Source organism: Curtobacterium sp. PhB25, from assembly GCF_004365375.1.
Classification (GTDB): Bacteria; Actinomycetota; Actinomycetes; order Actinomycetales; family Microbacteriaceae; genus Curtobacterium.
Genome location: NZ_SODR01000006.1, coordinates 129,560 through 144,721 on the forward strand (window position 1 = coordinate 129,560; position 15,162 = coordinate 144,721).

Below are 15,162 nucleotides of genomic sequence, written 5' to 3' on the forward strand. Positions count from 1 at the left end.
CACCGACGACCGAAAGGACCCAGCATGAGCGACGATGACCGCTGCCTGCAGTGCGGCGAGACGCGCGGCGAGATCAAGGCCGGCGTCCGCGCGAACGGCACGCACTACTGCGTCACGCTGACCGGCTACGAGACCGTCGAGATCGACCAGGAGTGGGACCGGCACCGTTTCCGCCCCTGGGGAAACAAGGCCCTGAAGACCGCCGGCATCGCGAAGCACGCGTACGAGAAGCACCGGCTGTCCAACATCGACGCCCTGCAGTGGGCCGCCTGCGAGGACACCATTCACGGACACGCCGTCCTGCCGTACGACGAGCCCGACTTCGGCACCGTCGCCGGGCAGTGCATCAGCTGTGGCGCGAAGAACCTCACCCCGAATCGTCCACCCCGAGAGGAAGCTACGGAATGAGCCGCAACATCACCACCGACCACGTTCCCGGGGCCGTCGTGCTCCGGGTCCCGGGCGCGCAGCATGGCATGGACCCGAAGGACGCCGCCGAGCTCGGCAAGGAGCTGATCGAGGAGGCGCAGAACGCGATCCACGCCGAGCGAGTCGGAAGGCGCAACACCGGATGACTGTGGTCAGCCGTCGGCGGAGGCGGCGTTCTCTGCCCGCCGTGCTTTGGCGGCTGCCTCCTCTCGTGCTCGCGCGCGGCCGTCGACTTCCTCGATCGAGCCTCGGATGTACGCGAGCATCTCTTCCTGCTCGTAGTCCCGACCGATGAGCCGTGCGAGGGCACCTGCCAGGCGGCCGGCTACCTCGACTCGCGTGCCCCACCTCGGAGTCTTGTGGAGTGAGTGGAAAGCCTGGACCACTGCCTGCGTGACTTCCTGATCGCTCTCGTCCGCGACAGCGTCAACGAGGAACAGCCGAGACAGAGTGGTTGCGTGAAGCTGCAGTTCCCCGGCTGTCTCGACACGCTGAGCCTCGCTCACGTGATTTCCGTACTCCACCAGGCTTGAGACCGCAGGCTCCACCACTCGGAGTAGCTGGTCGCGGTACCGGTCCTCTCGCGCCGATTTCGCCTGCTGGTCCGCGGTCGCAGCGACTCGCCGCGCCAGCAGATGCGAGCGGAACGCGACCGTCGCCGTCGTAGCCCCGATCAAGGCGGCTGCGGTGAAGCTCAACAGTCCGGTGCCGAACGGACTCCACCACTCGAACGAGAACAACGGGGGCCATCCGGCCGGCAACTGGATCATCCGCTGACCGTACCGCGACACCGACCACACCCGAGAGGGGCTCATGCCCGAACTCACTCACCCGCCCGGGGAGCCCTGCACCCCGGCTTGCAAGGACGAACCCGAGCAGTGCCCGAACAACCAACCGACCCCACCACGGCGACCCCTCCGGCAGCGGAGCACTCGGGTGATCCGTCGGTGGTCAGGGGGTGGACGGGGTTGCTGAACCGGTTGAGGGAGGAGCGAATGCGGCGATCGCGTTCGAAACAAATTTTCCCGTCTGCTTCACGAGCTCGTCGATTTCTCGGGCGTCATGAAGGAGCGTCGGGATCATCAGCGCCATCTCGCCAAGGACGTGGGCGGTGACATCCGCTCGGCCCGTCGCGATTGCGTCGTCCATTGCTTCGCGATTCGCATCGACGAGCTTCGCATCTGTGACGTTCGAGGCAACAGCGGTCAACCACAGCCTCGAGACCACCTCCGAACGGAGGATGCCCTCAGCCGGATACCCGATGCGATGCGTCGTCATGATCTCGGCCCGGTGGGCAAGAACGGCCGTCACAGCAGGCTCAATGACCCGAAACAGCTGATCCCGGTATCGCTCCTCTGAGGCCCCGGCCTCACGGTCCTGTTCGTCGTCGCGCACTTGAGTCGCAAGTCGATGCGACCTATCAGCGACAACGAGCGCTCCAACACCGACCAAGATCCCGCCGATGCCAGACAGCCCTGGCACGACTAGATCTTTCAACACGTCATATAGAGGATCACTCACGGAGCGACCCTACCCACCACCAACCCGCGGCGAGCGCCCCCAGATCGGGAGCGCTCGCCGTGGTCGTTCCCAGAGGAGGAACACGTGACCAACCTCGACACCGCGCGACTCGACCGGTTCTCGGTCCCGTCGCTCGCGCTCATGCAGGTCCGGAAGGACGCCCGCGCCCTGGCCGACCGTCGTTGGATGGCGGTTGAGGCCCGACTGCACGCCGACGGGGCTGCCGACAGGGCAGTCCTCGGCATCCCCAGCCCGGTCGCGGTGAAGCCCTGGCAGCCGGCGAACGGCATGCAGGCGTGGGGTGCCCTCGCCGCAGCCTGGCAGAACGCGTGGGAGCAGCTCGCCAAGGACTTCGCCATCGGCTTCGGGCAGGTCCGTCGATGACCGGCCTGCTCCCGCTCTTTCCGCTCGTCATCGTCTGGGCGCTCGGCGTCCTGAACCGCACCACCGTCGTCGAGATCCGGCGACGCCCCACACGCGGCGAGCGCCGCGGGAAGGACTTCTCATGACCCCCTGGACTCTCCTCGCCTGGGCTGGTGCGATCACCGCGGTCGTGCTCCTGGCTCTGCTGGTGATCGCGATCGTCGTGTCGGCGATCCGGTCGATGTGGATGCCGAAGCGGAAGCCGGACGCGCAGATCATCAGCAGCGGACGGGATGACCGCTGATGGCCCCGAAGCTGCATCGGGCCCGGTACGTGACGGTCGCCGGCCACACCCCGGCGGCGAGGGCTGCGGCTGTCCGCGAGTACCGGTACGCGTGGGGCCGCCGCCCGTTCATCGTCCTCCGGCACGAGGACGGCTGGATCGCCTGCAACCTCGCCTGCCTCTGGTGGGTGCTGGCGCAGCGATGACCGACACCACACCGACACCGAACGACCTGCTCGCCCGCATCGCCGCCGCATCGGCCGCCGGCAAGGTCGAAGAGCTCCGGTCCCTCGTCGGCCAGCTCCCCGCCCCACCGAAGCCCGAACCCCGCCTGGTGCTCGTCGACCTCAACAATTCGGACGTCCTGCACACGCAGGCGATGTGGGTGGCCGTCAACCAGCTCGAGATGCAGGGGGAGGCGCGTGGTCTGGGTGCGCTGATGGCCCGCATCGACGCGTCACCCGACGTCATGGCCGTCATCGAGCAAGCGCTGTACCAGGAGCCGCTGGCCCAGACCCGAGCTGACGTCCTCGCCCGCATCCGTGCGGCCCTGGAAGGAGCCACCCAGTGACCGGCAGCACCGACGCACTGCGCGTCCTCGCCGACAAGCCCGCCTGGACTCGGGGCGAGCAGGAGCAATGGGGGAGGGAAGCACGCGCCGCCCTCCGCGCCGCCGCCGAGCGCCAGGCCGCTGTCGAAGCACTCCTCGAGCTCACACCCGTCCTGATGTACGGCATCCCCCGGAAACCCGTCGATGTCGTCCTCGCCGACGACATCCGCACGGCGCTCGCCACCACCCCTGAACCCCAGCAGGAGACCACATGACCCCAACCACCACGAACCCCGAGCGCTCGCCACATCCTGCCGACGGCGACGAGATCCCGACCTTCGAGCTCCGGACCAGCTTCGCCGAGCTCATCGCCAAGCTCTCGGACGACGACGGCCTCCTGCAGCGCCTGCAGGAGGCCGTCTTCGGCGGGATGGAATCCACGGGCGGCGGGGCGTCGTTCGGCAGCAAGCCACCCATCGACCTCGCAGCAGTCGACCTGCTCGAGCTGATCGCCCAGCAGGCCGCCGAAGCCCTCGCCGCCGTCGACCCGACGCCGACTCCGCTCGGGCACGCGCAGGACTACGTCAGGGCGTGGGGCGACCTCGTCCGCGATCACGACGTGGTCCGCGTGCACGCTCCGGCCCTGACCGTCGACAAGGCCGTCTACCGGCAGGGAGTCGAGACCACCGCCTACCGGCACGCCGAGAGATGGGTCGCCGCGATCGAGGCGTTCTTCGCGCCGCCGAAGAACGCGCAGATCCTCGCCCCATGCCCGAAGTGCGGACACAACAAGGTCACGAAGACGACCGACGGCGACGACTACCTCGAGTGGGCGCTGGTCATGCGCCGCGACCGGCAGACGGGGGAGACGATCGACGTCTACTGCCAGGCGTGCACCTTCGAGTGGCCGCGCCGTCTGCTCGTCGGGTTCGCCGACGACATCGGCATCGACGTCGAACGGGCCGTGGTCAACGCCATCACCGACACGCGGGCGAGCAAGGTTGCGAGGCCGCCCGCGAAAAGCGTATAGTCGACCTCGCTCGGGATACGTGTGCCCGGAACGACTTAGAAAGCCGGTGACCAGTGGTCACCGGCTTTCGTCGTTTCAGGCGAAGCGCCGCGCCGCGCGGGCCGCCACACGCTCGGCCGCCACGCGCTGCACCCGGTGCGCGACCGGCGCGAACTCGGCCAGGACGTCCTCACGAGCGACCAGGCCCAGCAGGCGCTGCTGGTACCGAACCCACGACACCCCGAAGACCTCGCGCACCGCAGCTTCCTTGCCCCGGTCGTTCCTCGGCCGTCGCTCCTCGAACACGAGGATCACGCGCTCGTCATCAGTCATCTCCACATCATCCGCCGCGCCTCCGACAGGCGCGGCCCCAGACGTACCCGCGACCACGCCGAGCGCTGCGCGGGTACCGAGCGAGGCCGGCAAGCGCCGCCCGCGACAATCAGGCCAGCCCAGGGAGGGCGTGCGGACGCGTCACTGCGTCCCCGGCCGAATCAGTGACCGGTTCGCCGCCGTCATCGGGCGTCCATCTTCCCCGACACCCGCAGACACACCACGGTCCTGCTGCGTCGAGTGCATCGGGGATCCCCTCTCGCATCGAGCCCACTCGGGTTGGCGCTCGATGCGAGTCCTACCGCGCCGTCCTCCCTCGGACAACCGCTGACACCCCGCGGACCCGAGACGCGAGCGGCCACCCTCACAGTGAGACGGAGAACACCATGGACAACGAGTTCGAACGCGAGAACCGCCGCATCGCCCTCGATCGCGCGGTGCAGGTCAACCTCCACACCGGCGGCGAAGACACCGACCAGGACACCGTGAAGCGCGCCGAGGCGTACACGGCCTTCCTCAACGCCTGACCATGGCGCTCTCCGAGATCCGTGCCTTGATGCTGAAGCACGGGCACAAGACCACCGCCGAGATCGATCGCTTCGACGTCAAGCGCGCTGCCGGCGCGGTCATCGGCGTCGACCTGATGCTGTCCGACGGCACCGTCACCTACCTGCCCGTGGAGGCATCATGACAGCGCGCATCACGACCAGTCGCACGATGACCGTGCAGTCCAGCAAGCTGTCCGTCGGCGACCTCCGCGCGTTCATCGAGGGCCAGCCCGACGACACCACCGTCCGCGTCACTACCTCAGGCGGAGGCAACCAGCTCGACCCGAGCACGACCACGCTGACCGTCGCCGGCCCCACCCGGTCGCCGACGAACGCCTTCGCCTGCTCGGACCACCAGCCAGTGCAGCACCGGGACCGCAAGGAACCCTGGTGCAACCACTGTGGCCTGACCAGCGACGGCCGGGAGCCCGCAGTCCGGGGAGCCGCAGCCAACCGGGATCCCCGGATTGCCCGGTTGCCCCGGTAGCCCGGACACCCCGATACCCCGGATGCCCGGATGGGTACCGACGCCCCGGTCACCACGGTCGGCCAGCCCGACCCGATGACCGCACACCGGACCAGGACGAACACCCGCACCTCGCTCGAGCCCATCGGCTACGACGGCGAGGGCGCGCCGCTGTACGCATGGCAGCTCGACGACGAGCGCTGACGACAGGAGCACAACGTGGGCGAGCAGTGGTCAGGCAGCACACGCAAGCAGCGACTCCCGCGCGACTGGGACGAGCGACGCACCACCGTCCGCGATCGAGCAGGCGGCCGATGCCAAGCCACCATGCGCGACGGCACACGCTGCGTCGAGGTCGGCACAGACTGCGACCACATCGTGCACGGCGACAACCACGCGCTCTCGAACCTGCAGTGGCTTTGCTCATGGCATCACGAGAAGAAGACCGCACGCGAAGCACTCGAAGCACGACGATTCACGCGCGTCCCGTCGGCCCGTAAGCCACGCGAGAAGCACCCCGGACTCAGGTAGACGCAGCCGCGACGAACGTCCCGCACGCGGGCGCACAGAGGCCCCCATCCACCCCCTCCCCCCGGGCCCGTCCTGGTCGTAGAGGTGCTGTGGCTGAGGCTGTGTACGGGTCTGGGGATTTCAGGGTCCGGCGCGCCGCGCTGTGCATACCGCATACGAACCAACACGCCCCCTGACCGGAACGGACACGCGGGCTTACCCGAAACGGGAGCCCATCATGCCAGGTCGAGGACCCGCACCGAAGGCCGCCAGCAAGCGAGCCCGCCGCAACGCCGAGCCCGTCACGATGCGCATCCTGCCCGCGATCATCGCCGAGCAGCCCGAGCTCCCCACCCGGTACAAGACACGCGACGACGAGGACGGCGTCTGGACCGACGAGGTCGACTGGCCGACGGTCACAGTGCGCTGGTGGGCGATGTGGCGGGACTCCCCGCTCGCCGCCGCGTTCACGTACAACGACTGGTCGTTCTTGATGGACACGGCCCTGCTGCACGCCGAGTTCTGGGAGGGCAACGTCAAGCTCGCTCCCGAGCTCCGGCTGCGCGAAGCGAAGTTCGGCGCGACCCCCGAGGACCGCGCCCGGCTCCGGATCACGTTCGCGCAGGCCGAGGAGGCCGAGACGAAGACCGCCACCCGCCGCGCGAGCTCACGTGATCGGTTCGGCGGTGTGGCTCTGCCGCAGGAAGCGACGGGAGACTGATGCCCTGGCGACCGCTCGACGGCGAGACATTCCCCACGCTCGGCTACCACGTCGCCGACCAGATGGCCGAGTACCTGGACTACGTCGTCTCCCGCGAGCAGCTCGAGTTCCTGGTGCGCCTGTACGAGATCGACCCGGCGACCGGCCGGCGGGTGAAGGCCCGCGCGGTGATCCAGCGCCCCCGAGGCTGGGGCAAGTCCCCGCTGCTCGCATCGATCGGGATCAGCGAAGCGCTGTTCGAGGTCGTCCCCGATGGGTGGGACGCCGACGGGCAGCCCGTCGCGCGCCCCTGGGCCGACTTCAAGAGCATCATCAACGTCCCGATCACCGCGACCTCCGACGACCAGGTGCAGAACACGTGGGCACCGATGCTCGAGATGGCGCGCACCGACGCGCTCGTCAACGAGTTCGACGTCGACCCGATGGACACCTTCATCGGGATCCCGGGCGGCAAGATCGAGCCCCGCACGTCGTCGGGCCGATCGATCAAGGGCCTCCCGGGCCAGGTCGCGGCGATCATGGACCAGACCGAGGAGTGGGTCCGCGGCAACGGCGGCATCCGTCTCGCCCAGAACATCCGCGACAACTCGACGAAGGCGTCCGGCGTCGTGATCGAGTCCCCGAACGCGTTCACCCCGGGTGAGAACTCGGTCGCCGAGGCATCGGCGCGCGACTGGGACCTGATCAAGTCGAAGAAGTACATCGACCTCAGCAAGGCGCGGCAGATCCACTACGACCACCGCGAAGCCCCGCCGGACACCGACCCCACGGACTCCGCGTCGCTCGAGTACGGCCTGCGGTACGCGTACGGTGACAGCTCGGACCACCCCGACGGCTGCGTCATCCACGACCCGCCGTGCGAGCCCGGCTGGGCACCGATCGAGCGGCAAATGCTGGCGTTCCTCGACACGTCCAACGACCCGCAATCGCTCCGGGCGAACTTCCTCAACCAGATCACCCACGCGACGAACTCGTTCGTCTCGCAGCCCGACCTCCGCGCGATCCAGAACCTCGACAAGGTCATCACGAAGACCGAACCGGTCACCCTCGGCTTCGACGGCTCGGAAGGGCGCAAGCCCGGCCGCGGCACCGCCGACTCGACGGTCCTGGTCGGCTACTCCGTCACCCAGAAGCACCTCTTCAAGATCGGCATCTGGGAGCAGCCCGACGGACCCAAGGGTGAGGGCTGGCGACCGCCCGTGCTTGAGGTCGAGGCGGCCGTCCGGCAGGCGTTCAAGGACTACAACGTCGTCGGGTTCTACGCGGACCCGTCCGCAGGCTGGGCCGGCCACGTGAAGACGTGGGAGGCCGAGTACGCGAAGCGGCTCAAGGTACGGATGTCCCGCGACGAACCGATCCGGTGGCGGCAGAAGGACCTCGCTCGCACGACGGGCACCTTCGACCAGCTCGAGTCGGCCATCAGCGCCGGCGACATCACCTACGACGGCTCTCCTGAGCTCACCTCCCACTTCCTCAACGCCCGCCGCGACCCCCGCCGGTCCGGCTACGTGCTGAAGAAGCCGGACGAGGACCAGGACGGCTCGAAGATCGACGCGACCTGGGGCGCGATGTTCGCCTACGCGGCCGGCATCGACGCCCTCGGCGCGAAGCTCACGAAGAAGAAGACCGCCGCCCGCCGCATCTACTGAGAGGGACCCTGTGGCTACCACACCCGCCGAATGGCTCCCGATCCTGGCGAAGCGCCTCGACGCCCGTCAGGCGCGCATCGCGAAGAATCGTTCCTACGCGAACGGGAACGCGCCGCTGCCGGAGATGAGCAAGAACACCAAGGAGACGTGGAAGGCGTTCCAGAAGAAGGCCCGCACGAACTACGGCGGCCTCGCCTGCGAATCGCTCGGCGGTCGCATGGTCCCGAACGGCGTCCGCGTCGGTGCCTCGACGACGAGCCCCGCGGCCGTCGCCGCGCGCCGGGTGTGGCGCGACAACCGCCTCGACGTGGTGTTCGGCGACGCGATCTCGAACATGCTCACCACGAGCGTCGGCTACCTCATCACCGGCGTGCGCGACGGCCAGCCGATCATCACGTCGGAGAAGCCCGAGCAGGTCATCACCGCGCCCGACCCGACGCAGCCCTGGCGGGCCCGGGCCGCGCTGAAGGCGTGGCGCGACCCGGACGCCGGCAAGGACTACGCCCTGGTCTGGACCCCCGGCGTCCGCCAGCGGTTCTCCCGCAAGTCGACCAATGACAACGGCACACCCCACCCGCAGGTCGACGGCGAGTGGGAGGTCGACGGCGAGCCGGAGACCTTCGCCGGCGGTGTCCCCGTGTACGTCCTCGAGAACAAGGACGGCGTCGCGGAGTTCGAGCCGCACACCGACGTCATCGACCGCATCAACCTCGGCAAGCTGCAGCGCCTAGTCACCACCGCGATGCAGGCGTTCAAGGTCCGCGCGCTCAAGGGCGGCCTCCCCAGCCAGGACGAAGACGGCAACGACATCGACTGGGCCAAGATCCTCGAGGCCGCGCCCGGCGCGCTGCTGGACCTCCCCGAAGGCATCGACGTGTGGGAGTCGGACGCGACCGACATCCGCCCGCTGCTCGAGGGCGAGAAGACCGACGCCCGCGACTTCGCCGGCGTCATCCGCACGCCGATCTCGGTGTTCATCCCGTCGGGCGAGAACCAGTCCGCCGAGGGCGCAGCGAACGCGAAGGAGGGCGAGATCCAGAAGGCGAAGGACCGCATCGCGCGTGCCTCCTCCCCTGGGGAAGGCGCTCTCCTCGAAGCGCTCCGGGTCCTCGGTGTCGACGACGGCGAGACCATCGAGCTGCTGTGGATGCCGCCCGAGCACGTCTCGTTCACCGAGAAGACGCAGGCCGCCACGCAGGCAAAGGCAGCCGGCATGTCGGCCCGGTGGATCAAGCAGAACATCATGGGCATGTCGCCGGACGAGATCGCGCAGGACGAAGCCGACGCGGCCACCGACCAGCTGCTCGCCGCGACCCTGATCGGAGCAGCCGGTGGCACTGGCAACGCTTGACCAGCTGACCGCGGCTCACCAGACGACGACGAAGCAGATCCGCGACCGGACCCTCGCCCTGACGGCGGCCCGGTGGGACGCGTCGCCGGACTACCGGGACGCGGACATCGACCGCCTCATCTCGCAGATCCTGCCGCAGGTGCAAGCCGGCCAGCTCGCCACGGCGACGCTGACCAACGCCTACATCGGGCAGGCGGCCCTCGTCGCCGGCACCACCGCCGGCGCGAGCGTCGACCGGGACGCGATCCTCGGCTACCGGGGCACGCCCTCGGCCGACGTCTACCGCCGCGGCGCGGTCACGCTGTACACGGCGCTGTCGAACGGCTCCCCGTTCGACGCTGCGGTCGCGTACGGGCTCGACCGGATGCTCACCATCGTCGCGACCGAACTGCAGCAGGCGAAGAACCGGCAGGCGCAGCGCGCGCTCGAGGCGTCCGGCTTCTACGGCTACCGCCGCGTCCTCACCGGCCTCGAGAACTGCGCGCTGTGCGCCATCGCCTCGACGCAGAAGTACAGCAAGCACGAGCTCATGCCGATCCACCCCGGCTGCGACTGCGGGGTGCAGCCGGTCAAGGAGTCCGACGGGCCCGGCGCGATCCTCGACCCGGACCTGCTCGAGCGCACCCACGCTCTCATCGACCAGAAGCTCGGCGGCCCGTCCGACCGCGGCGCACGTGACCTCGGCATCGAGAAGACGTCGTCCGCCGGCAAGCCGCTGAGCGACTACACGGACCTCGTCGTGGTGAACGAGCACGGCGAGCTCGGACCGACCCTCGCGTGGCGGTCCGACAAGTTCACCAGCGCCGCAGACATCGCAGCGCTCACCTGACTTCCCCACGCCGTGGGGAGTGACCGAAACGGTCAACCACCAACCCGAAACGGGAGATACCGATGCCGCACGACGACGACGACAAGACGAAGCAGACCGAGGGCGCAACGCTCGAAGAGAAGCTCGCAGCCGCCGAGGCCGAAGCCGAGAAGTGGAAGACGCTCTCCCGGCAGAACGAGCAGCGCGCGAAGGACAACGCCGACAAGGCGAAGAAGTTCGACGAGCACGAAGAGGCCAACCGCACCGAGCTCGAGAAGGCGCAGGCACGCGCCGACGCGGCCGAGAAGGCGATCGCGGAACGCGATGCCAAGGACGCCGCCGTCACGCTGCGCGACGAGGTCGCCACCGCGAAGGGGTTCGCCGATCGCAAGATCAGCTCGTCCGCCCTCCGAGGCGCGACGCGTGAAGAGCTCGAGGCTCACGCCGACGAGCTGCTCGCCCTGGTCCCCGCACCCGCCGCCGGCCCCTCGGCCGACGGGCAGGGACAGGCCGGACAGCAGATCGGCGACGGCGAGATGTCGGCGGACGACGTCGTCACGGCAGCCACCACCAGGTAACCCCCGCTGGCGTTCGCCACGAACCCAAGCGGCCACCACACAACAGAAGGAGGAATCGTGGCGGACAACAACATCTTCATCAAGGGCACGAAGTTCGCGCAGACCGCGCTGGCTCTGCTCCGGAAGACCATCAAGGCCCCGGGCCTGTTCACGACGAAGTACGGCGTCGCGGACTTCCGCGGTGCCGAGGGCGACACGATCGGCGTGAAGCGCCCCGTCGTGCTCGCTGCTCGTCGGAAGCCCTGGCGCGGCGACGACGAGATCATCATCGACAAGCTCGTCAACACGAAGATCCAGGTGACGCTGGACCAGCACGTGTACAGCGCCGTCGAGCTGTCGCCGGAGGAGGAGACGCTCGACGAGGTCGACTACGTCCGAGACGTGCAGGCACCGCAGGTCGACGCCGTCGCCCGCGACGTGGCCTCGATCGTCGTCGCCGCTCTCACCGGCGCGACGTTCGTCAACTCGGTCAAGTTCAACCCGAACAGCGCCGACCCCCGCGAGTCCGACCCCCGCAAGGTCGCTCTCCGAGCTCGGAACCTGTTCCAGAAGGCATTCGTGCCGACGACCGGCCGCTACTGGCTGGTCGGCGCGGACATCTCCGAGGCGATCGCCGGGCACGAGAAGCTCCTGGACGTGGACACCGCGGGCATCCCCGAGGCGCTTCGCGACGGCGTCGTCGGTCGCCTCGGCGGCTTCACGATCGTCGAGCTCGACGAGCTCGCTCCGACCGCGTCGTTCTTCACGCACGAGTCGGCGATCGCCTGGGTCGTCGTGGCCCCGGTGGTTCCGAACGGCGTCGCGAAGGGTGGCGGCGTCGCGGCTGGCAACGGCATCGCCGTGACGCAGCTGTGGGACTACGACAGCAAGCGCCTCAAGGACCGCTCGATCGTGCACGCGTTCGCGGGCTCGACGCCGGTCCTCGACCCGAAGCTCAAGGACGACGGCACCCTCGACCTCGACGCGGACAACGCGCCGAAGCTGCAGTTCGTCCGCGCGATCAAGGTCACGTACAGCACCACCGCCCCCGCGGCGTCCTGAGAGGAGTGAGGTCATGGCCAAAGCGCTGGCAACGAAGGAAGACGTCGTCAAGGCGCTCGGCCGTGACCTCACCGCCTCCGAGGCGAAGCAGGTCGACGTGCACCTGCTGAAGGTGTCGGAGCTGTTCCGGCTCGAAGCGCGCCAGCAGTTCACCCCGGGCCGGTCCACCAACCGGCTCCGGGTGACTGCCGGCGCGCTCACCCTCCCGCAGCGCCCCGTGCGCGCGGTCCACACGGTCGACGGCGAGCCCGCCGACCGGTTCACCCTCATCGGCCAGCGCCTCGAGGTGCCGGTGCCGACCGGCACGACCGTCGTGGTCGACTACGAGCACGGCTCCGACGAGGTCCCCGACCTGGTCACGCTCACCGTCGCCGGCATCGTCGCGCAGCTGTTCGAGGCGGACCCCCGCGCCCGCGCCGGCGTCTCGCAGCGCGGAGAGACCCGCGGCCCGTTCAGCTCGCAGGAGACCTACGCCGCCTGGGCGCAGGGCGCGGCCCCGCGGCTCGCCCCCGACGACGTCCGCACCGCGCAGTCGTACCGGGTGAAGTCGTACGGCCTGATCGTGCAGGGGTACTGATGGCCGGCGAGACCGTCACCTGGCACCACCGCACCGACACCGGCAAGCGCGACCGGTACAACAAGCCGATCCTCGCCGACGCCGACACCCCGCTCGACGACGTCCTCGTCGCGCCGAACCTCGGCGACGAGGTCACCGGGACCGCCGAGAACACCTCGAGCACCCGGGTCACCCTCTACCTCCCCGCCGTCGCCGGCATCAGCTCCGACGACGAGCTCACCGTCCGCGGCACCCGCTACAAGGCACTCGGCGACGAGGCCGACTGGTCGACCGGCATGAGCGACTGGAAGCCCGGCTCCGTCGTGCAGCTCGAGCGGAAGGACTACGTCAGTGCCTAAGTCACGCGTCGTCCTCAACCGCCGCGGCTTCGGTGCCGTCCTCGCGTCCAAGGGCATCGAGGACCAGCTGCGCCCGTACGCCGACGACATCGCCGCGCAGATCCCCGGCGGCGCGACCGTCACCGCGATCCGCACCGGCGTCGGCTCCTCGAACTCTCGTGTCCGCCTCCGCGTCGAGGCCGTGGTGTGGGAACGCGCCCGGCTCATCTCCGCGATGCGCCAGGTTCTCAGCAACGCCCAGTCCCGCTAGGAGGGCCCGTGTACGGCATCGTCTACGACGACTTCCTCGCCCACCTCATCCGGCGCACCGACGCCCTCCTCGCAGCCCGCAGCGAGCCGCACGCGACCGGCGTCGAGGTCTCCGACCGGAAGTCGCCCGACAGCCGCCGCGCGGTCGTGCTGACGACGAGCCCGGGCGGCGGCACCAGCAACACCGTGCGGACCTCGTACGTCACGGTCGACGTCATCACCGACGACCAGGGCACCACGACCGACCTCATCAACCTCGTCCTCGCGCTGGCGACCTCGCGCGGTGCCGGCGGCATGGTCGACGGCTCCCCGATCACGTTCGCCGAGGTCAACGGCGGCCCGAACGCGGACCCCGCGGCGGACGGCTACTTCAAGCAGACCGCGCAGCTCGAGCTGCGACATCGCGGTCGCAGCCTCTGACCCACCATCTCGAAGCCCTGCCGCCGGCGGGGCTTCTCTCGTTCCTCCCACCGAGCAGGGACCCCAGGGGCACACGCCCACCACACCACAACTGGAAGGAAGGGCCCTCGTGTCCCTCGAAGCAGAGAACGTCCGCGTAGCGGTCACGGGCGCGGTGTACAGCGCCCCGAAGACCGCCACGCGGCCCACCAGCGCCACCAGCGCGCTGACCGGCTACATCGACCACGGCTACATCGGCGACGCCGGCGTGACCGAGACCCGCGACCGGTCGACGAACCAGATCCGCGCGTGGCAGAACGGCGCGCTCGTCCGCGAGCCCGTCACCGAGTCCTCGATCAAGTACGCCTGCGTCCTCCTCGAGACCAAGAAGGAGAACATCGAGCTCTACTACGGCGCGAAGGTCGCCGACAACGGCTCGATCAAGATCAACCCGTCGAAGACCGGCGGCCGTCGCCGGTTCGCGGTGGACGTCATCGACGAGGAAGACCTGATCCGCGTCGACGTCCCGGACGGCGAGATCACCGAGGTCGGCGAACAGGTCTACGTCAACGGCGAGGCCATCGGCTACGAGATCACGATCACGGGCTACTCGATCACCGACGAGGACACCGGCGAGACCTACTCCGCCGTCAAGTGGTACGGCTCCCTCGACACCACCGCGGGGGCCTGAGACATGGCCGCCGCGAAGACGATGCACGTCCGCAACATGCGGACGGACGAGATCCGGGAAGTCACGCCGGAGCAGCGCGAGATCCAGGACAAGGGCATCTGGGTCCTCGTCACCGGCGAGGACGTCAAGCCGACGCCGCCGCCCGCCACCGACAAGTCGAGCGACGAGCCCGACGCCGGCACGGCGACCCCCAAGACCACCTCGAAGGCGTCCGCGCCCAAGGAGTGACCAACCGGTGTGCCGGGGCGCTCGGGCCCCGGCACACCTCCTACCCCTTCCGAGCACTCCCACCGAGCTAGGAGAACAACATGGGCGACACCGCCACCAAGGCCCTGCAGATCAAGGCCAAGTCCCGTCCGCCGCTCGTCGTCGAGTACGACGGCACCGAGTACACGCTGCCCGGCCGCATCCCGGCCGAGATCATGACGATCCGGGCGCAGTACAAGAAGCCGCGGAACCCGGAGAAGAAGGTCCAGGAGGAGTGGCAGCGCGAACTCGGCGTCGCCACGATGGACAAGTTCCTCGAGCTCGTCCTGCCCGAGGACTTCCGCGCCGTCGTCGACCTCGAGGACATCGAGACGGTCTTCGAGCACTGGGCGGGGCACGTCGGCCTGGGGGAATCGAAGGACTCCGACAGCTAGCGGAGTCCTACCCCGACGAGCTCGTCTGGGAGCTCTACCAGCTGGGCCTCGACGTCGACGACATCGGCGACGACGAGGACTCCACCGAAGAGCAGATCGCGAAGGCG

At 69.1% G+C, this 15,162-nt stretch carries 30 protein-coding genes; 27 read left to right on the top strand and 3 right to left on the bottom strand.

The annotated features are described in order from the left end of the window. The first annotated feature begins 24 nt into the window (after window positions 1-24). Together EDF51_RS13130 and EDF51_RS19925 are read left to right on the top strand one after the other, a co-directional pair. On the top strand, window positions 25-408 hold the full coding sequence (locus EDF51_RS13130; protein WP_134195216.1) for a hypothetical protein: 384 nt from the start codon (window positions 25-27) through the stop codon (window positions 406-408). Beyond that, the gene (locus tag EDF51_RS19925) at window positions 405-575 is read left to right on the top strand and encodes a hypothetical protein (RefSeq protein WP_166673549.1); all 171 of its coding nucleotides are present in this window, start codon (window positions 405-407) and stop codon (window positions 573-575) included. The genes EDF51_RS13130 and EDF51_RS19925 overlap by 4 nt, the downstream gene beginning before the upstream one ends. A gap of 6 nt (window positions 576-581) precedes the next feature. On the opposite strand, the gene EDF51_RS13135 is transcribed toward EDF51_RS19925, so the two are convergent. Both EDF51_RS13135 and EDF51_RS13140 read right to left on the bottom strand, forming a co-directional pair. Then, window positions 582-1,199: a hypothetical protein gene (locus EDF51_RS13135; protein ID WP_134195218.1), complete on the bottom strand. Its 618-nt coding sequence runs from the start codon at window positions 1,197-1,199 to the stop codon at window positions 582-584. Window positions 1,200-1,380: 181 nt separating this feature from the next. After that, window positions 1,381-1,950 carry a hypothetical protein gene (locus EDF51_RS13140; protein WP_134195220.1) on the bottom strand — a complete coding sequence of 190 codons (570 nt, stop codon included), beginning with the start codon at window positions 1,948-1,950 and terminating at the stop codon, window positions 1,381-1,383. 84 nt (window positions 1,951-2,034) lie between these two features. Here EDF51_RS13140 and EDF51_RS13145 point away from each other — a divergent pair, with 84 nt between their 5' ends. The 7 genes from EDF51_RS13145 to EDF51_RS13165 are packed head-to-tail and all read left to right on the top strand — an operon-like array spanning window position 2,035 to window position 4,176. Next, window positions 2,035-2,334: a hypothetical protein gene (locus EDF51_RS13145; RefSeq protein ID WP_134195222.1), complete on the top strand. Its 300-nt coding sequence runs from the start codon at window positions 2,035-2,037 to the stop codon at window positions 2,332-2,334. Next, window positions 2,331-2,459: a hypothetical protein gene (locus tag EDF51_RS20445; RefSeq protein WP_279586155.1), complete on the top strand. Its 129-nt coding sequence runs from the start codon at window positions 2,331-2,333 to the stop codon at window positions 2,457-2,459. Before EDF51_RS13145 ends, EDF51_RS20445 begins: the two co-directional genes overlap by 4 nt. Next, window positions 2,456-2,617 (top strand): hypothetical protein, encoded by a 162-nt coding sequence (locus EDF51_RS19930; RefSeq protein ID WP_166673550.1) that lies wholly within the window; start codon window positions 2,456-2,458, stop codon window positions 2,615-2,617. The genes EDF51_RS20445 and EDF51_RS19930 overlap by 4 nt, the downstream gene beginning before the upstream one ends. Next, the gene (locus EDF51_RS13150) at window positions 2,617-2,802 is read left to right on the top strand and encodes a hypothetical protein (RefSeq protein WP_134195224.1); all 186 of its coding nucleotides are present in this window, start codon (window positions 2,617-2,619) and stop codon (window positions 2,800-2,802) included. The genes EDF51_RS19930 and EDF51_RS13150 overlap by 1 nt, the downstream gene beginning before the upstream one ends. Next, on the top strand, window positions 2,799-3,167 hold the full coding sequence (locus EDF51_RS13155; protein WP_134195225.1) for a hypothetical protein: 369 nt from the start codon (window positions 2,799-2,801) through the stop codon (window positions 3,165-3,167). Before EDF51_RS13150 ends, EDF51_RS13155 begins: the two co-directional genes overlap by 4 nt. Continuing rightward, entirely contained in the window at window positions 3,164-3,421 is a 258-nt protein-coding gene (locus tag EDF51_RS13160) for a hypothetical protein (protein WP_134195227.1), read from the top strand. Before EDF51_RS13155 ends, EDF51_RS13160 begins: the two co-directional genes overlap by 4 nt. Then, window positions 3,418-4,176: a hypothetical protein gene (locus tag EDF51_RS13165; RefSeq protein WP_134195229.1), complete on the top strand. Its 759-nt coding sequence runs from the start codon at window positions 3,418-3,420 to the stop codon at window positions 4,174-4,176. Before EDF51_RS13160 ends, EDF51_RS13165 begins: the two co-directional genes overlap by 4 nt. Before the next feature lie 75 nt (window positions 4,177-4,251). Here EDF51_RS13165 and EDF51_RS13170 read toward each other — a convergent pair whose 3' ends face one another. Further along, window positions 4,252-4,488, bottom strand: a complete 237-nt coding sequence (locus EDF51_RS13170; RefSeq protein WP_134195231.1) for a DUF3263 domain-containing protein — start codon at window positions 4,486-4,488, stop codon at window positions 4,252-4,254. A gap of 386 nt (window positions 4,489-4,874) precedes the next feature. Between EDF51_RS13170 and EDF51_RS19935 the strand changes: the two genes are divergently transcribed. The 18 genes from EDF51_RS19935 to EDF51_RS13245 all read left to right on the top strand — a co-directional run bounded on the left by EDF51_RS19935 (window position 4,875) and on the right by EDF51_RS13245 (window position 15,055). After that, window positions 4,875-5,015, top strand: coding sequence for a hypothetical protein (locus tag EDF51_RS19935; RefSeq protein WP_166673551.1), 141 nt, complete (start codon window positions 4,875-4,877; stop codon window positions 5,013-5,015). A gap of 2 nt (window positions 5,016-5,017) precedes the next feature. Then, entirely contained in the window at window positions 5,018-5,179 is a 162-nt protein-coding gene (locus tag EDF51_RS19940; protein ID WP_166673552.1) for a hypothetical protein, read from the top strand. Continuing rightward, window positions 5,176-5,523, top strand: a complete 348-nt coding sequence (locus EDF51_RS13175; RefSeq protein WP_134195233.1) for a hypothetical protein — start codon at window positions 5,176-5,178, stop codon at window positions 5,521-5,523. The genes EDF51_RS19940 and EDF51_RS13175 overlap by 4 nt, the downstream gene beginning before the upstream one ends. Before the next feature lie 30 nt (window positions 5,524-5,553). Further along, on the top strand, window positions 5,554-5,706 hold the full coding sequence (locus tag EDF51_RS19945; RefSeq protein ID WP_166673553.1) for a hypothetical protein: 153 nt from the start codon (window positions 5,554-5,556) through the stop codon (window positions 5,704-5,706). Between the two features lie 15 nt (window positions 5,707-5,721). Continuing rightward, window positions 5,722-6,033, top strand: a complete 312-nt coding sequence (locus EDF51_RS13180) for an HNH endonuclease signature motif containing protein (protein ID WP_134195234.1) — start codon at window positions 5,722-5,724, stop codon at window positions 6,031-6,033. A gap of 217 nt (window positions 6,034-6,250) precedes the next feature. Continuing rightward, entirely contained in the window at window positions 6,251-6,733 is a 483-nt protein-coding gene (locus EDF51_RS20185) for a hypothetical protein (RefSeq protein WP_208321848.1), read from the top strand. Further along, complete coding sequence (locus tag EDF51_RS13190) at window positions 6,733-8,382, top strand: terminase (protein ID WP_134195236.1); 1,650 nt, start codon at window positions 6,733-6,735, stop codon at window positions 8,380-8,382. The genes EDF51_RS20185 and EDF51_RS13190 overlap by 1 nt, the downstream gene beginning before the upstream one ends. Before the next feature lie 10 nt (window positions 8,383-8,392). Beyond that, entirely contained in the window at window positions 8,393-9,733 is a 1,341-nt protein-coding gene (locus EDF51_RS13195; RefSeq protein WP_134195238.1) for a phage portal protein, read from the top strand. After that, the gene (locus EDF51_RS13200; RefSeq protein WP_134195240.1) at window positions 9,714-10,562 is read left to right on the top strand and encodes a hypothetical protein; all 849 of its coding nucleotides are present in this window, start codon (window positions 9,714-9,716) and stop codon (window positions 10,560-10,562) included. The genes EDF51_RS13195 and EDF51_RS13200 overlap by 20 nt, the downstream gene beginning before the upstream one ends. 62 nt (window positions 10,563-10,624) lie before the next feature. Further along, window positions 10,625-11,119: a hypothetical protein gene (locus tag EDF51_RS13205; protein ID WP_134195241.1), complete on the top strand. Its 495-nt coding sequence runs from the start codon at window positions 10,625-10,627 to the stop codon at window positions 11,117-11,119. Window positions 11,120-11,176: 57 nt separating this feature from the next. Next, window positions 11,177-12,160, top strand: a complete 984-nt coding sequence (locus EDF51_RS13210; RefSeq protein ID WP_166673554.1) for a P22 phage major capsid protein family protein — start codon at window positions 11,177-11,179, stop codon at window positions 12,158-12,160. A gap of 13 nt (window positions 12,161-12,173) precedes the next feature. After that, window positions 12,174-12,737 carry a hypothetical protein gene (locus EDF51_RS13215; protein ID WP_134195243.1) on the top strand — a complete coding sequence of 188 codons (564 nt, stop codon included), beginning with the start codon at window positions 12,174-12,176 and terminating at the stop codon, window positions 12,735-12,737. Then, complete coding sequence (locus EDF51_RS13220) at window positions 12,737-13,075, top strand: hypothetical protein (RefSeq protein ID WP_134195245.1); 339 nt, start codon at window positions 12,737-12,739, stop codon at window positions 13,073-13,075. The genes EDF51_RS13215 and EDF51_RS13220 overlap by 1 nt, the downstream gene beginning before the upstream one ends. Next, window positions 13,068-13,325, top strand: a complete 258-nt coding sequence (locus tag EDF51_RS13225; protein WP_134195247.1) for a hypothetical protein — start codon at window positions 13,068-13,070, stop codon at window positions 13,323-13,325. Before EDF51_RS13220 ends, EDF51_RS13225 begins: the two co-directional genes overlap by 8 nt. An 8-nt stretch (window positions 13,326-13,333) precedes the next feature. Next, window positions 13,334-13,744, top strand: a complete 411-nt coding sequence (locus EDF51_RS13230; protein ID WP_134195249.1) for a hypothetical protein — start codon at window positions 13,334-13,336, stop codon at window positions 13,742-13,744. Between the two features lie 109 nt (window positions 13,745-13,853). After that, a complete protein-coding gene (locus EDF51_RS13235) occupies window positions 13,854-14,414 on the top strand; it encodes a hypothetical protein (RefSeq protein ID WP_134195250.1) in 561 nt (186 codons plus the stop codon). A 3-nt stretch (window positions 14,415-14,417) separates the two neighbouring features. After that, window positions 14,418-14,642: a hypothetical protein gene (locus EDF51_RS13240; protein ID WP_134195252.1), complete on the top strand. Its 225-nt coding sequence runs from the start codon at window positions 14,418-14,420 to the stop codon at window positions 14,640-14,642. An 80-nt stretch (window positions 14,643-14,722) separates the two neighbouring features. After that, window positions 14,723-15,055, top strand: a complete 333-nt coding sequence (locus EDF51_RS13245) for a hypothetical protein (protein ID WP_134195254.1) — start codon at window positions 14,723-14,725, stop codon at window positions 15,053-15,055. The last annotated feature ends 107 nt before the right edge of the window (window positions 15,056-15,162 follow it).

What these genes read in the sequence shown, in the direction of transcription:
- EDF51_RS13130 (WP_134195216.1), top strand. Translation starts at nt 25, where the DNA reads ATGAGCGACGATGACCGCTGCCTGCAGTGCGGCGAGACGCGCGGCGAG.
- EDF51_RS19925 (WP_166673549.1), top strand. Translation starts at nt 405, where the DNA reads ATGAGCCGCAACATCACCACCGACCACGTTCCCGGGGCCGTCGTGCTC.
- EDF51_RS13135 (WP_134195218.1), bottom strand. Translation starts at nt 1,199, where the DNA reads ATGATCCAGTTGCCGGCCGGATGGCCCCCGTTGTTCTCGTTCGAGTGG.
- EDF51_RS20445 (WP_279586155.1), top strand. Translation starts at nt 2,331, where the DNA reads ATGACCGGCCTGCTCCCGCTCTTTCCGCTCGTCATCGTCTGGGCGCTC.
- EDF51_RS19930 (WP_166673550.1), top strand. Translation starts at nt 2,456, where the DNA reads ATGACCCCCTGGACTCTCCTCGCCTGGGCTGGTGCGATCACCGCGGTC.
- EDF51_RS13150 (WP_134195224.1), top strand. Translation starts at nt 2,617, where the DNA reads ATGGCCCCGAAGCTGCATCGGGCCCGGTACGTGACGGTCGCCGGCCAC.
- EDF51_RS13155 (WP_134195225.1), top strand. Translation starts at nt 2,799, where the DNA reads ATGACCGACACCACACCGACACCGAACGACCTGCTCGCCCGCATCGCC.
- EDF51_RS13165 (WP_134195229.1), top strand. Translation starts at nt 3,418, where the DNA reads ATGACCCCAACCACCACGAACCCCGAGCGCTCGCCACATCCTGCCGAC.
- EDF51_RS13170 (WP_134195231.1), bottom strand. Translation starts at nt 4,488, where the DNA reads ATGACTGATGACGAGCGCGTGATCCTCGTGTTCGAGGAGCGACGGCCG.
- EDF51_RS19935 (WP_166673551.1), top strand. Translation starts at nt 4,875, where the DNA reads ATGGACAACGAGTTCGAACGCGAGAACCGCCGCATCGCCCTCGATCGC.
- EDF51_RS19940 (WP_166673552.1), top strand. Translation starts at nt 5,018, where the DNA reads ATGGCGCTCTCCGAGATCCGTGCCTTGATGCTGAAGCACGGGCACAAG.
- EDF51_RS13175 (WP_134195233.1), top strand. Translation starts at nt 5,176, where the DNA reads ATGACAGCGCGCATCACGACCAGTCGCACGATGACCGTGCAGTCCAGC.
- EDF51_RS19945 (WP_166673553.1), top strand. Translation starts at nt 5,554, where the DNA reads ATGGGTACCGACGCCCCGGTCACCACGGTCGGCCAGCCCGACCCGATG.
- EDF51_RS20185 (WP_208321848.1), top strand. Translation starts at nt 6,251, where the DNA reads ATGCCAGGTCGAGGACCCGCACCGAAGGCCGCCAGCAAGCGAGCCCGC.
- EDF51_RS13190 (WP_134195236.1), top strand. Translation starts at nt 6,733, where the DNA reads ATGCCCTGGCGACCGCTCGACGGCGAGACATTCCCCACGCTCGGCTAC.
- EDF51_RS13205 (WP_134195241.1), top strand. Translation starts at nt 10,625, where the DNA reads ATGCCGCACGACGACGACGACAAGACGAAGCAGACCGAGGGCGCAACG.
- EDF51_RS13215 (WP_134195243.1), top strand. Translation starts at nt 12,174, where the DNA reads ATGGCCAAAGCGCTGGCAACGAAGGAAGACGTCGTCAAGGCGCTCGGC.
- EDF51_RS13220 (WP_134195245.1), top strand. Translation starts at nt 12,737, where the DNA reads ATGGCCGGCGAGACCGTCACCTGGCACCACCGCACCGACACCGGCAAG.
- EDF51_RS13240 (WP_134195252.1), top strand. Translation starts at nt 14,418, where the DNA reads ATGGCCGCCGCGAAGACGATGCACGTCCGCAACATGCGGACGGACGAG.
- EDF51_RS13245 (WP_134195254.1), top strand. Translation starts at nt 14,723, where the DNA reads ATGGGCGACACCGCCACCAAGGCCCTGCAGATCAAGGCCAAGTCCCGT.